Annotated in this window: 9 protein-coding genes; 6 read left to right on the top strand and 3 right to left on the bottom strand. The window is 60.0% G+C overall.

The features are described 5' to 3' along the window. Positions 1–318: 318 nt before the first annotated feature. Entirely contained in the window at positions 319–2,082 is a 1,764-nt protein-coding gene (ilvD, locus tag LC354_RS12610) for a dihydroxy-acid dehydratase (protein ID WP_223424314.1), read from the bottom strand. Positions 2,083–2,259: 177 nt separating this feature from the next. On the opposite strand from ilvD, the gene LC354_RS12605 reads away from it, so the two are divergent. From LC354_RS12605 to LC354_RS12590, 4 genes are read left to right on the top strand one after another with little or no spacing between them, the layout of a single operon-like run. Beyond that, entirely contained in the window at positions 2,260–5,343 is a 3,084-nt protein-coding gene (locus LC354_RS12605; protein ID WP_223424312.1) for an ABC transporter transmembrane domain-containing protein, read from the top strand. Further along, positions 5,340–6,245 carry a CPBP family intramembrane glutamic endopeptidase gene (locus LC354_RS12600; protein WP_223424311.1) on the top strand — a complete coding sequence of 302 codons (906 nt, stop codon included), beginning with the start codon at positions 5,340–5,342 and terminating at the stop codon, positions 6,243–6,245. The genes LC354_RS12605 and LC354_RS12600 overlap by 4 nt, the downstream gene beginning before the upstream one ends. A 58-nt stretch (positions 6,246–6,303) precedes the next feature. Further along, positions 6,304–7,254: an acetyl-CoA carboxylase, carboxyltransferase subunit beta gene (gene accD, locus LC354_RS12595; protein WP_223424309.1), complete on the top strand. Its 951-nt coding sequence runs from the start codon at positions 6,304–6,306 to the stop codon at positions 7,252–7,254. Next, positions 7,251–8,531 carry a bifunctional folylpolyglutamate synthase/dihydrofolate synthase gene (locus tag LC354_RS12590; protein ID WP_223424307.1) on the top strand — a complete coding sequence of 427 codons (1,281 nt, stop codon included), beginning with the start codon at positions 7,251–7,253 and terminating at the stop codon, positions 8,529–8,531. The genes accD and LC354_RS12590 overlap by 4 nt, the downstream gene beginning before the upstream one ends. A gap of 88 nt (positions 8,532–8,619) precedes the next feature. Here the strand turns inward: LC354_RS12590 and LC354_RS12585 are convergent, their stop codons facing one another. Continuing rightward, positions 8,620–9,498 (bottom strand): LysR family transcriptional regulator, encoded by an 879-nt coding sequence (locus tag LC354_RS12585; RefSeq protein ID WP_223424306.1) that lies wholly within the window; start codon positions 9,496–9,498, stop codon positions 8,620–8,622. Positions 9,499–9,606: 108 nt separating this feature from the next. On the opposite strand from LC354_RS12585, the gene LC354_RS12580 reads away from it, so the two are divergent. Next, positions 9,607–11,166 carry a proton-conducting transporter transmembrane domain-containing protein gene (locus LC354_RS12580; protein WP_223424304.1) on the top strand — a complete coding sequence of 520 codons (1,560 nt, stop codon included), beginning with the start codon at positions 9,607–9,609 and terminating at the stop codon, positions 11,164–11,166. 21 nt (positions 11,167–11,187) lie between these two features. Beyond that, a complete protein-coding gene (locus tag LC354_RS12575; RefSeq protein WP_223424302.1) occupies positions 11,188–13,593 on the top strand; it encodes a YbcC family protein in 2,406 nt (801 codons plus the stop codon). A 131-nt stretch (positions 13,594–13,724) separates the two neighbouring features. On the opposite strand, the gene zapE is transcribed toward LC354_RS12575, so the two are convergent. Next, a complete protein-coding gene (gene zapE, locus LC354_RS12570) occupies positions 13,725–14,780 on the bottom strand; it encodes a cell division protein ZapE (RefSeq protein WP_223424300.1) in 1,056 nt (351 codons plus the stop codon). Positions 14,781–14,805: the final 25 nt, after the last annotated feature.

Below are 14,805 nucleotides of genomic sequence, written 5' to 3'. Positions count from 1 at the left end.
CCTCCCGCCCGTTGTTTGAACGAAACTGAATCACAAAACTATGCAATCAAACAAGAATTAATGGGTGTGCTGCCTAATGCAAAGGTTTCGCCAAAATAAACCGGCGAAAGAGAACGCATCGCCTGGATGTGCGGCAGGCGTTGCAGAATTGTCCTGTAGCAAACTTTTCAGGTCACCGAGGCCTGCGCAACCACTCCGCCGGGTTTTGCTCGGCCACCGTGTTGCCGGAAAATGTGTCTCGGTGTCTTGCGGGGCTGTTTGAGGTCTTCAAACTAACCCCGCATCAAGTGCTGTCACGTCGCGTCAAAAAGTGCCGTTCTAAAGGTCCATGTACGCGTGACGCTCGGCCTTGGCACCCGGATGTGTCACGGCGCCCATATACGTGGATCCCACCAACTGAGCATATTTCCACAACGCGCCCGCGCCATAAAGCGTCTCGCGCGGACCTTTCCAGTTCGCTTTGCGCTCCGCCAACTCTTCGTCGGTCAAGGCAACGTTGATTGTCCCTTCGATCGCGTTGAGGGTGATGACGTCGCCGTCTTCCAGCAGGGCGATAGGGCCGCCATGTGCGGCTTCGGGCCCGACATGGCCGACGCAGAAACCGCGGGTCGCACCAGAGAATCGGCCATCGGTAATCAGCGCCACCTTTTTGCCCATGCCCTGACCGGACAGTGCGGCCGTGGTCGCAAGCATCTCACGCATGCCGGGGCCGCCGGACGGTCCTTCGTTGCGAATGACGAACACGTCGCCTTCTTCGTAGGTCCGGTTTTGCACGGCTTCAAAGGCGTCCTGCTCGCACTCAAAGATTCGGGCCGGGCCGGTAAAAATCTGGTGCTGGGCTTCCATACCCGCGACTTTCACAATCGCACCTTCGGGGGCCACGTTGCCCTTGAGGCCCACAACGCCACCCGTCTTTGTGATCGGTGTTTCGATCGGGTAGATGACCTTGCCATCTGCTTCCAGCGTAATCTTGTCCAGTTCCTCGCCCAGCGAATAGCCCGTGGCTGTCAGGCAGTCTTCGTGCAGCAGACCTGCCTTGCGCAGTTCTTTCATGACCACATAGACGCCACCGACCTCGTACATGTCCTTGGCCACATATTGGCCGCCGGGCTTGAGGTCGACGAAGTAGGGTGTGTCGCGGAAAATTTCGCACACGTCATCGAGGAAAAAGTCGATGCCGGCCTCGTGGGCCATGGCGGGCAGGTGCAGACCTGCATTGGTCGATCCGCCTGTGCAGGCCACAACGCGGGCCGCGTTTTCAAACGCCTGACGGGTACAGATATCGCGGGCGCGGATGTTTTTCTCGATCAGGTTCATGACCGCGGCACCCGACGCCTTGGCGTACTCATCGCGCGACTCGTAAGGCGCCGGCGCACCCGACGAATTGGGAAGCGCAAGGCCGATGGCCTCGGACACGCAAGCCATGGTGTTGGCGGTAAACTGGCCACCGCAAGCCCCGGCCGAGGGGCAGGCGACGCGCTCAAGGATATCCAGTTCAGCCTCGGTCATGGTGCCGTTTTGCTGGTGTCCAACTGCTTCGAACATGTCTTGCACGGTCAAATCGCGGTCGAGGTATTCGGCAGGCACCGCGGCCCCTTCGGCGACGCGACCGGGCAGGATCGATCCGCCATACAAAAACACGGACGGAACGTTCAGGCGGATCATGGCCATCATCATACCGGGCAGCGACTTGTCACAGCCGGCCAGACCGACGATCGCGTCATAGCAGTGGCCCCGCATGGTCAACTCGACGGTGTCGGCAATCGCTTCGCGGCTGGCCAGCGAAGACCGCATGCCCTCGTGCCCCATGGCGATGCCATCCGTTACGGTGATGGTGGTGAATTCGCGGGGCGTTCCGGACGCGGCTTTGACGCCGACTTTCACGGATTGTGCCTGACGGTTCAGTGCGATGTTGCACGGGGCTGCTTCGTTCCAGCAGGTGGCCACGCCAACCAGCGGCTGATGAATCTCGTCTTCGGTCATACCCATCGCGTAATAGTAAGACCGGTGTGGCGCGCGCGCGGGCCCTTCGGTGACGTGACGGCTGGGCAGTTTGGATTTGTCGAATTTGCCTTTGAGCATTGCGGCCTCCCTGAAAGCGTTGCACAGGGGAATACCCATTGACCCGGCGACCTGCAAGCACCAGCACAGCGCACACGCGGTTGTAATGGAACTTGGCGCCGACTACGTTGACCGAACGGCACAGGCAGAGTTGATGAAGCAACCGTTTACTGTCGACCCTGCCGATCGGGACAGACCATGGACTCCACAATTTTCGCTTTTATCTGGAAGCACTCACGACGCGAACAGTTGATGCTGCTGGCCTTGACGCTTGTGACCTTCCCGTTCCTGTGGGTGACCCTGGAATTGCCCAAGCGCATCATCAACGATGCGATCGGAGCGACGTCTGATTTCACGACAGTGCTTGGCATCCAGTTGACGCAGATCCAGTTTTTGCTGGCGCTGTGTTTCGGGTATCTGGCGGCTGTGTTTGTGCATGGCCTGCTCAAGATGCGGCTGAACACGATGAAAGGGGTGACCGCCGAGCGGCTGCTGCGTCGGTTCCGGTATCAACTGATCTCGCGAATGTTGCGGTTTCCAAAGAACTATTTCCGATCGACCAGTCAGGGCGAACTCGTCAGCATGGTTACCTCGGAGGCCGAACCGATGGGTGGGTTGATGGGCGATATGATCGCTCAACCTGTCTTCCAGATCGGTCAGATGCTGATCATCGTCACGTTTCTGTTTCTGCAGTCGTTCTGGTTCGGGCTGGCCGGTGTCGCACTGATTCCGCTTCAGGCGTGGCTGATTCCCTTGCTGCAACGCCGGATCAACCTGCTGAACAAGGAACGGATCAAGGAAGTCAGGGCGTTCTCTTCCGAGATTGGTGAGAGCGTGGCGGGGATTTCGGATTTGCGCACAAATGGTGGTCTGCGATATCGCCTCGCCCAATTCACCGAACGCCTCAGTCTGCTCTTTGAAATTCGGTTCAAGATCTTTCAGCAAAAGTTCTTCATGAAGTTTCTGAACAACTTCATTACCCAGTTGACGCCGTTCTTTTTCTACTCGGTCGGGGGGTATCTGGCGATCCGCGGCGATATCACTGTGGGGGCTCTGGTCGCGGCTCTGGGGGCATATCGCGATCTGTCGAGTCCGTGGAAAGAACTGCTGATGTACTACAATCAGACCCAGGACATGTCCTTGCGCTGGGAGGTCGTGACAGAACGGTTTGGACCGACCGGCATGATCGACGAAAAATTGTTCGAGGGTGAGCCGGAAACGATACCCCGTCTGCTTGGGGATATCGTGTTCGACAATGTGACCCTGCGCAATGCAGACGGCAATCCGGTTCTCGATCGGATCGACCTCACCATACCCCAGGGCGCTCGCGTCGCCCTTCAGGTCAAAAATCAGACGGAACGGACCGCGTTGGCCGAATTGCTGGCGCGCGAGGCGCTTCCGACCCGTGGGAAGATCACGATGGCGGGCTATGACCTGTCGGAGCTGCATCAGGCCGTGGTCGCGGCGCGTATCGGCTACGCACACTCGCGCCCCTATTTGTTCGACGGCACCTTGGGCAGCAATCTTCTGATGCCGTTGATGACCAGCCCAAAAACCATGTTGGATGATGCCGCAAAACCGGACCGCTTCAGCATCGAAGCCAATCGTTCAGGCAACAGCGCGGATCGCCTGGATAGCGATTGGGTCGATCCGGCGCTCGCCGGACTGGAGTCTGTCGACGGTATCCGAAAATGGTGGTTTGAATTGGTCGAAGCCATGGGCATCGACGAGTTCATGTTTCGTCGGATGCTCAACAGCCGGATCGATCTTGATAAGCACGCCGATCTCGCAGAGGCGATCGTCAAGCTTCGTCCGATGGTCGAAGCGCGTTTGCGCGAAACCGGTCTGATCGATGCGGTGTACCGGTTTGATCCGGAAGAATTCAACCCGGCCATGCCGTTGGGGGGGAACCTTTTGTTTGCGGCACCGCTCCGCGACATCAGCCAGCAGGGGCTGGCATCGGATGGGCGGTTTATCCAATTGGTCTTTGACAACGGGCTGACCGAACAGGGTATTGCGATTTCGCAGACGCTGATCGAAACGCTGCACCAGACCTTTGGGATGGACGGCACCAGCCACCCATTGTTCACGTCGCTCAACATAGACGAAGACATGTATGAACGTCTGGTCGATATCGCACAGCGCCGCCGCGAAAAAGGTGATGTCGCCTTGACGGATGATGAATTCGCACTGCTGTTGACGGTGCCTTTTGCCTTTACTGCCGAACAGTTTGGCCCTGCGTTTCCGGACAGTTTCAAGAAGGAAATCGTGCAGATCCGGAAAAATCGCGGGGCTGCCCTGCGGGAACAGACGAACAGTTTGTTTGTACCGATCGACCCCGCGAACTATTTGCCCCGTCTGACGGTTCTGGAAAATGCGCTTTATGGGCGGGTCTCGATGGTTGCGGGCGTCAAGGCCGAACTGATCGAAGATATGGTTGCCGACGTGATGACCGGGCAGGGTGAATTGCGCAGGCAGGTGGCCGAGACGATCTTTGATGTGCGCACGGGCCTCGGTGGGACCAACCTTCCTTCGATCTTCCATGAGCGCGCGGCGTTCTCGCGTGCGGGTATCAAACGGCCCGATGTGCTGGTCCTTGACCGTGCATTGGCCAGCCACGGCGCAAAACAACGTCAAAAGACCCGCTTTGCCCTGCGCAAGCTGCTGCCGGAGGCCACGCTGATCTTTCTGGAAGAAGCGTTTGAAAACCCCGATGCCTACGATCTGTTCGTGGAAATCAAGGATGGTCACATCGACGGCGTTCAGATCAACGAGGACGAAGAGGAGGGGGGCGATCTGAACCGGAAACTTCGCGTGATCTCGCGTGCCGAACTCTTTGCCGGCCTTGATGGCCGCAACCAGCGTCTGCTCGCCTTTGCGGCGCAATGGTATGATGCCAAGGCCGGACAACGCATTTTCTCGATGGGCGAAAGAGCGGACGCCGTTTACCTGTGTATTTCGGGAAGTGCCGTGTTGAGCTATGTCACGGACGCAGGCGACGAACGCCCGGTATCGACGATTGAACCGGGTCGATTGATTGGCGATCTGGCGATTATCGTGGAAGCGCCACGACAGCTTGACCTCACGGCGACGACCGACGTGACGTTTCTGCGGATTGGCGCCGAAGAATTCCGCTCGGTCATGAAAAACGACGCCGGCGTTCTGCTCAGCTTGTTGCAATCTGTTAGCCGAAACCTGACAGGTGCCGCCGAACTGTTGCGGCAGGCCAATGTGCAGATCCCGCAAGAAGAGGGGCCGCCGCTGCCGCCTTTGGACGAATGAAGGTGTTTTCTTTGAATTACGGGCCGCATGACAGCTTCGTGGCTCCGGCGCGGGGCGCGCCTCAGCTCTGGCGTCTGGGGCTGGGTATTGTTCTGGTGGCCGGCATCTTCCTGGTACTCAGCCAAATCATATTCGGCACCTTGTTCGGGTTGCTCGGCCCAGAAATAACCGGTCAGATCACACGTGATGGCGGAACCGGGCAGACGGCTGCGGGGATGTTTCTGGTCTTGCTGCAACTTGGGCTGCTGGGCGTGGCCTCGGGCATCGTGTGCGTGATTTTGCACAAACGCGGGGCCTTGACGCTGATTGGGCCGTTCGGGCTCGCCTTTCGTCAGTTCACTGTCGTTGCAGTGGCGATGCTGGTTTTGTCGGTCGCGCTGTGGCTCTTGCCGCCTTACGGATTTGGCGATCCTCTTGTACACAACATGAGCACGGGGCGGTGGCTGCTGCTGCTGCCATTTGCGCTGATTGCGGTACTTGTTCAAAGCGGCGCGGAAGAGGTGTTTTTTCGCGGCTACATACAGCAACAATTGGCCGCCAGGTTCAGGTCCCCGCTCATCTGGCTCGCGATGCCTGCGATCTTGTTCGGCTTGGGGCACTATCTGCCGGAAAGTGCGGGCAGCAATGCGGGCATGATCGCACTGTGGGCGACAGTATTCGGGGTGCTCATGGCGGACTTGACCGCCCGCACAGGCACGCTCGGGCCGGCCATTGCATTGCATTTTTTCAATAACGTCTCCGCGATGGTCTTTATCAGCGTCCCCGATGAAATGTCGGGCCTTGCGCTCTTCGTGCTGCCCTTTGGCATCGCGGACGAAGCGCAGATGGCCATGTGGTTGCCCGTGGACTTCGCGCTGATGGTGGTCGGTTGGTTGGCCGCACGGCTCGCGCTGCGCGTCTGATTGCATTTAGGCAGCCACCGGATTATCTGACGACAGGACATCCCATCAGGAAGACCCCATGAACTGGATCACCAACTACGTCCGCCCACGGATCAACTCGATCTTTTCGCGCCGCGAAACACCGGACAATCTGTGGACCAAATGCGAAGAATGCGGCACCATGCTGTTCCATCGCGAGCTGAGCGAAAACCTCAACGTTTGCAGCAATTGCGATCACCACATGGCTATCACGCCACGGGATCGGTTTTTGGCGCTCTTTGATGGTGGTATATTCTCCGAGGTCGCAGTACCCGCACCTGTCATGGATCCGCTGAACTTCAGGGACCAAAAGAAATATCCCGACCGGATGAAGGCCGCGCAGAAAGCAACCGGCGAAGAGGAAGCGATGCTTGTCGCGACAGGGGAAATCGGCCGTACACCGATCGTTGCGGCGGCGCAGGACTTCAGCTTCATGGCCGGCTCGATGGGGATGTATGTCGGCAATGCGATCATCGCCGCCGCTCAGGAAGCGGTGAAGCTCAGACGCCCCCTGATCCTGTTTTCCGCAGCAGGTGGCGCACGCATGCAGGAAGGTATCCTGAGCCTGATGCAGATGCCGCGCACGACCGTTGCGGTTGAGATGCTCAAGGAAGCGGGCCTGCCTTATATCGTGGTTCTGACCCATCCCACCACGGGTGGCGTCACAGCATCCTACGCCATGCTGGGCGATGTCCATATCGCGGAACCCAACGCGCTGATCTGTTTCGCCGGTCCGCGTGTGATCGAACAGACCATCCGCGAAAAACTGCCCGAAGGGTTTCAGCGGGCTGAATACCTGCTCGATCACGGCATGCTCGACCGCGTGACCAACCGGACCAAGATGCGCGATGAATTGATCGGAATCACCCGCATGTTGCTGGGCATGCCGCCACCCGTCGCAGGTGAATTGCCTGCACCGGAACCTTCGGGTGTGTCCGAAAAACCGGCTGAGGCCGAAGCACCGGACGGATCGGACGCGTCCAAGGCATGACGGCAGTCCCTTCCGACGCCATCCTTGCACGCATGATGGCGCTGCATCCAAAGGTGATCGATCTTACTCTGGATCGGGTGTGGCGTTTGCTGGACGCGCTGGGTAATCCGCAAAACGAACTTCCGCCGGTCATCCATATTGCCGGCACCAATGGCAAAGGCTCGACCCAGGCCATGATCCGCGCCGGGCTCGAGGCGGCGGGTCATAAGGTGCACGCTTATACATCGCCACATCTGGCGCGGTTTCATGAGCGTATCCGACTGGCCGGCGCGTTGATTTCGGAGCCGGATCTGACGGCCTATCTGGACGAATGCTATGCCGCAAATGGCGGCGGCGACATCACCTATTTCGAGATCACGACTTGCGCCGCTTTGCTGGCCTTTGCCCGGACTCCCGCCGATTACACCTTGCTGGAGGTCGGCCTGGGCGGTCGGCTGGATGCGACCAACGTGATCGATACACCTGCGCTCACCATCATCACACCGGTCTCGATGGATCACGAAGCCTTTCTGGGCAACAGCATCGCGGCCATCGCCGGCGAAAAGGCGGGCATCATCAAACGTGGCGTGACCTGTATCGTTGGTCCGCAGGAGGATGCCGGACTGGACGTCATCGAAGCGCGCGCCGCGAGATTGGGTGCGCCGTTGCTGGCTTATGGCCAACAGTGGCACGCAAGCCCGGAACGTGACGGTATGGTTTATCAGGACGAGGTCGGCCTGCTGGATTTGCCGCGCCCGGTGCTGTCCGGTGATCATCAGATCCAGAATGCGGGCATGGCACTTGCGGCGTTGCGCTATCTCGTCTGTGACGAGGACGCATGCAGTGCTGCGGTCACCGATGCGGTCTGGCCTGCGCGGATGCAGCGGTTGCGCAGCGGCCCGTTGCCAGAGCGCGCGGCCCGGTCGGGGGCGGAGTTGTGGCTGGACGGGGGGCATAATCCCGCAGCGGGTGCAGCCCTCGCATCGGTTTTGCGCAGCATGCCGACCCGCCCGACACATATGATTTGCGGCATGCTGAACACAAAGGATGTCAGGGGCTACCTCGCGCCTTTGGCGACGGAAGTGACCAGCCTGTCAGGCGTTTCCATTCCCGGTGAGGCCAATACGCTCAGCGGGGCCGACACCGCCAAAGCCGCCCATGATGTCGGACTGGACGCAAGCGAAGCGGCGACAGTGGCCGAAGCCCTTGACGCGATCCTGACACGGGATCCGCACGCGCGGGTCCTGATCTGCGGCTCACTCTATCTGGCAGGCGCGATTCTGAGGGAAAACGGCTAGAGGACGGTCTTTTGACCGGCCTGCATCGCACCGCATCTGCGCCGCATGCATTGCCGACGCGCACCTATGATGTCTGCCCTGAGGATCGCTAGAGCACCCGGTCTTCGAGCAATTGCGACAGGATCGGATTGGGAAAGCGGCGCGTCAGTGTGACGGCAAAGAACGTCTCTCCGATTCCGGGCAAACGGTCTGCTTCGATCAACTTGCCGGTGCTGAGCTCGTCCTGAACGACGATGGGCGGTAACACCGCGAGCCCTATGCCTTCGCGCGCCAGAAGGCGCATCATGGCCATGTCTTCGACCTCTGCGGCGATCTGCGGGCGGATGCCAAGCCGCTCGGTCAGGGCGTCGAAGCCGATGCGCACACCTGTGTCGGCAGTGGGCAGGATGATGGGTTGGGTCGCCAGCAGTGCGTTCAAATCCGACGTGTCACGCAGCAGATCCGGAGTGCCTACGAGGCTGACCGGCTGTTCCGACAAGCGATGTGAAACAAAAGGCGTCACAGCGTCCCGCAATGGTGGGCGGTTGATCAAAACGACATCGAGGTTCAGCGCTTCAAGCGCGGTCAGCAAATCAGCGCTGGTGCCTGAGCGCAGAATGATCTCCACATCTTGCCGCCCGAGGATGGGGCGCAGAAATTCCATATGAAAGTTGCGCGAAAGGGTTGCCAATGCGCCGATGCGGATGGCTTCGCGGCTCCGGCCTTTTTCCTGCAACGTGCTGATCAATTCCCTGCCGGCAGAAAAAATCGCATCAGCATGATCCAGCGCAATGCGCCCGGCCTCCGTCAGGATCAATTGCCGCCCGCGCCGTTCGAACAGAGCGTGGCCCAGATGGGCCTCAAGCTGTTTGATCTGAACCGAGACGGCAGACTGCGATAGATTGAGGCGCTCTGCGGTCCGGGTGAGGTTGCCGTCATGGGCCACAGCCCAGAAATATCGCAGGTGGTGATAATTGAACTCGACCATATCCATATATTTAACAGAACGAAATCTCGCAAACAATGAATTTTATTGTCTGATCCGGGACTGTTATCTGGCACGGACGCCGTAGTCTTGTCAGAAGGAAACCTCGCCTTGTTCGTTGCATACTTGCCCCTGCTTGCCCCGATTGCCTTTATTGCACTGGCGTTCATTGCCTTCCGCGGACCTCAGATGCGCCCGGCCGCCACGTTGCGGCGCGCAGAGGTCGGCGCGCTCCTTGCGTTAGGCATCGCACTGGTGTCCGCCGTCATGCTGATCCTGACAGGCCCGGCTTCCAGTCCGCTGATCGGTGCGAATGGTCTCGGCCTCGCGGTCAGGTTGGATGCGGTCAGTGCGGTGATGCTGCTGGTGGTCTCTTTCGTGGGGTGGGTCGTGGTGCGCTTTGCGGCGACTTACATGGACGGCGAAGCGCGGCAGGGGGCGTTCACGGGCTGGCTGTGCCTCACGTTGGCGGCCGTGATGCTGGTGGTCGTCGCGGGCAATATCTTTCAACTGGCCATGGCCTGGATCGCGACAAGCCTTTCGTTGCAAAAATTGCTCCTGTTCTACCCCGAACGTGTTGCCGCGCAACGTGCGGCGCGCAAGAAGTGGGTGACCGCTCGGTTGGGTGATGTCGCAATGCTGGCTGCGATGGTCCTGATTTTCCAGAGTTATGGAACGGGCGATCTGATTACGATCCTTGACGCTGCACGGACGGGGCTGGGCCGCGAATACGCGACGTGGATTGCGGCCACCTTCGCCGTCGCGGCCATCCTGAAATCCGCACAATTTCCGATGCATGGTTGGCTGACCGAAGTGATGGAGACGCCAACGCCGGTTTCCGCTTTGTTGCATGCGGGCGTCATAAATGCAGGTGGATTCCTGTTGATCCGCTTTGCCGACGTGATGCTGCTGTCGCCTGCGGTGCTGGCGGTGCTGGTGATGATCGGCGGGTTTACAGCGCTGTTCGGCGGTCTGGTGATGTTGACGCAATCGGCGGTCAAGACATCGCTGGCGTGGTCAACAGTGGCACAGATGGGATTCATGATCCTGCAATGTGGTCTGGCGCTCTTTCCGCTGGCACTGCTGCATATCGTGGCCCATTCGCTTTACAAGGCGCATGCGTTCCTCGCCTCAGGAGGCGCGGTCGAAGGGGTGGCGTCGATCCGGCGGCCCGGTCCGGTCGCGATCCCAAACGGGATTGCCGTGGGCCGTGCGTTTCTGATTGCGCTGGTGATCTACGGGGTTGTCGGCTTTGTCTTTGGCCTCACCGGCAAGTCGCCGCAAGCGATCGCACTGGGCGCGATCCTGATCTTTGGCGTGGCCTACCTGCTGGCGCAAGGACTGGCCGACGCCGCACCGCGTGTCCTGACGCAGCGCACCGCTGCCTATTCGGTCGCGGCAGCGGTGGGATATTTCGCCCTGCAGACCGGGATCGAGTGGCTTATGGCGGGCACCTTGCCTGCAACTCCGGCGCCTGGCCCACTGGAATGGGCGCTGATCATTCTGGCGCTGTTCAGCTTCGGCCTGGTGGCCGTCGCGCAGGCGATGTTCCCGCTCTGGGCCTATCACCCTGCGGCGGCCGGAATGCGCGTGCATCTGTCCAACGGGCTTTATGCCAACGCCGTTTTTGACAAGCTGCTTGGCGGCTGGTCGACCAAGCACACCTCCTGATCCCGGGAAAGGATTTGACCGATGACCATGACATTTGAGCTTTCAAACGATCTTATCAACCAAGCCAGCGATACCGCTGCGCGCGCGATACCACCGGTCTGGCCACTGGCCTCATCCGTTGCGGTGAACCCGTATCTGGGACAGAGCGCAGAGACATTGGCCCAGGTCGGCGCGCGGTTGGGCCGGGTTGGCGGTGTGCCGGTGACTATGCCGCGCCCGCATTACCAAGCGTTGATCGCTGATGGCACGATCACGGACGCAGATATCCTGGCCGCGCTGGAAACGGTGGATGCGGCGGATGCGCTCGATCTGGACGAGATCAAACGCGGCGCGGCGACCGCGATGACGACGCCCGTCCCGCTCCCAACAATCGCCGATCTTGCGGAAAAGGTATCCGGTGTCGACTGGCCGGGAATTCTTGCGGATCGGTTCGGTCATTGGGCGGCAGGATACTTTGATCAGGGTCAGGCACTTTGGGCGGCACCGCGCAGGCGGGGTGCGTATGACGCGTGGCGGCAAAACGCGACTCATGATTTGACGCCCGAGATTGCCGGACTAACAGGGTTTGCGCAATTTGTCAGTGAAACACCCGATACGGCCGAGGACGCACGGGTGCGCGCCGCCAAACGGCTGGGGCTGACAGGCGATATGCTGGAAACTTATCTGCACCAGCTGCTTTTCTCGCATGGCGGGTGGGCGCAGGTCGCGCGCTATCATCTGTGGCAGGCAGAACTGGCAAAGGGCACGGATCAGACAATTATTGACGTCCTGACGATCCGGCTTTTGTGGGAAGAAGCGCTCTTCACCCACTATAAGGACCGGATCGGCGACAAATGGCATAAGGTCAAAGCGGCCCACGCGCGTCCCGTGTCGCCGGATCAGAACATGACGATAAACGCGGTTCTGCAAGAGGCTTGGGAACGCGCAGTGCAGCGCGATCTTGCGGCGACCTTCGCTGCCCCTGCATCACAGCGGGTACTGGACAGACCCGCCCTTCAGGCAGCGTTTTGCATCGATGTGCGGTCAGAAGTGTTCCGCCGTGCGCTTGAAGCCGTGGACCCGGATATTCAGACCCTGGGTTTTGCGGGGTTCTTCGGTTTGACAGCGTCCCACAAGAGTTTTGCTTCGGATGTGGATGAATTACGCTTGCCGGTGCTTTTGAACCCCGGTGTCACATCGACCTCGGAAGGGGAGAATGTGAATGCAGAGCAGACCGCGCGTTTCAAAGCGCGCGCGGGCCGTGCCTGGGGCCGGTTCAAACTGGCTGCTGTCTCTTCTTTTGCCTTCGTCGAGGCGATGGGCCCGGTCTATGCAGGCAAACTGGTCAAGGACGCGTTGCACATCGCGCCGGACGCGGCAGGCGACGGGCCTGTACCGCGCCTTGATCCGCCTTTGCCGCTTGCGGCACAGATTGACGCGGCAGAGACGATCCTGCGCGCCATGTCGCTGACCACGAACTTTGCGCGTCTGGTGGTGCTGGCCGGGCACGGGGCCAATGTGGTGAACAATCCCTTTGCCAGTGGTCTGCACTGCGGGGCCTGTGGTGGGTACGCGGGCGACGTGAACGCCCGGCTCCTCGCCGGGTTGCTGAGTGCTGCCGAGGTGCGGACCGGGCTGGCCGAACGTGGCATCGATATCCCCGCCGATACACTGTTTCTGGCGGCACTTCACGACACGACAACCGATGCGATCACGCTGTTTGCTGCCGATCATCCATCTGACGCGCATCAGGCTGACATTAAGCAGGCCAAGGAGTGGTTCGCGGCGGCGGGTATGGTGACACGGTCCGAGCGTGCCTTGCGCCTGCCGCGTGCACAGAGTGAAACCGACATCAACCTGCGCAGCCATGACTGGGCCGAAACCCGGCCAGAATGGGCATTGGCCGGTTGCAAGGCCTTCATCGCCGCCCCACGCCATCGGACGGCGGGCAAGTCTCTGGCAGGGCGGGCGTTCCTGCACGATTACGACTGGAAGAATGACAAGGACTTTGGCGTGTTGGAACTGATCATGACCGCGCCTGTCGTCGTCGCCAGTTGGATCAGCTTGCAATATTACGGCTCGACCGTGGCACCGGACACGTTTGGGTCGGGCAACAAGCTCTTGCACAACGTCACCGGCGGGATTGGCGTGGTGGAAGGCAATGGCGGCATGCTGCGCGCGGGATTGCCCTGGCAGTCCGTGCACGAAGGCGAAAGCTACGCGCACGACCCGCTGAGGTTGTCCGTTTGCATCGAAGCGCCGCGCGAAGCGATGACAGATATCCTGCGGCGGCATGACGGCGTGCGCGCGCTGTTCGACAATCGCTGGCTGCATCTGTTTGCGCTGGATGAAAATGGCCAGATGGCCTGGCGTTACAGCGGTGATCTGAAATGGTCGGAAATGGCGCAGGACGTCGTATCTATGCCCGAGATGAAAGCCGCTGGCTGACCGGGCCCGCATACGCGTCACATACGGCACTTTCGGGTGCCGTATGTTAAAATTTTAGAAACGATTTCAAAATTCTAGGTGATACATCGTGCGTCGGTTCAAAAGCCGGGCTGTAATCAATACAATCGCATTCAGGCCACCCACTCGTCGCTTTGCATTTCGCGCAGTCGCGATGCGGTGCGCTCGAACTCAAAAGTACCCTCACCCTCAAGATACAGCATTTCGGGTTTGGCCGCAGCAGAGCAGATCAGGCGCACCCGGGCTTCATAGAGGGCGTCGATGAGGGTGACGAAACGCTTGGCCTCGTTGAAATTGCTGCGCGACAGCGTCGGGATCTCATCGATCATCAGCACATTGCAGGCATCCGCGATGGCCAGAAAATCGGCGGGGCCGAGGGGTTTGGCGCAAAGATCGTAGAAACTTGCCCGGCCAACGCCACTGCGAAAACGGGGCAGGGTCACGGCGCGGCCATTCACCGTCAGGTCAAGCGGCGCGGCGCTCCCGCCGGTGAAATCGTTCCACAGGGCATCCATCTGCGCGCGCGCTTCCGCGTTGACCGGGGTGAAATAGGTGGGACTGCCGGACAATCGATCCTGGCGGTAGTCGGTGGGGGAGGCCAGTTCCCTGACCACCATCCGCTCCTTGAGGAGCTCGATGAAGGGCACAAAAAGCTGGCGGTTCAGTCCGTCTTTATACAGGTCATCAGGCACCCGGTTCGAGGTCGTGACGACGACCACGCCAGCCGCGAACAACGCCTCGAAGAGGCGGCCCACGATCATGGCATCGGTTATGTCACTGATCTGCATCTCGTCGAAGGCCAGCAAACGGACCGAGGCCGCGACATCGGCGGCAACCGGAGCGATGGCATCATCCACGCCGCGTTTGCGCGCCTCGTGCATGGCGGCGTGGATTTCCTGCATGAAAGCATGGAAATGCACGCGTCGGGCAGGGACGGAGAGGTGACTGACAAAGAAATCCATCAACATCGACTTCCCGCGTCCGACACCCCCCCACAGATACAGGCCTTTGGGTGGCTCTGGGGCTTTGCGAAACAGGCCCTTTTTTATCGGCTCGGCGAGGCGTGCGCGAATGCGCTCAAGCTCGGGCAACGCTGCAAGCTGTGCGTCATCCGCCGTCAGCGTTCCGGCATCCACCAGCGCTTGATATTCTGAAATCAGGTCCGTCATGGTGATCTGTCGTATCTCGGGAATG

The sequence above is a fragment of the Tateyamaria pelophila genome (assembly GCF_019966495.1).
Classification (GTDB): domain Bacteria; phylum Pseudomonadota; class Alphaproteobacteria; order Rhodobacterales; family Rhodobacteraceae; genus Tateyamaria; species Tateyamaria pelophila.
This window is presented reverse-complemented; position numbering and strand designations above follow the sequence as displayed.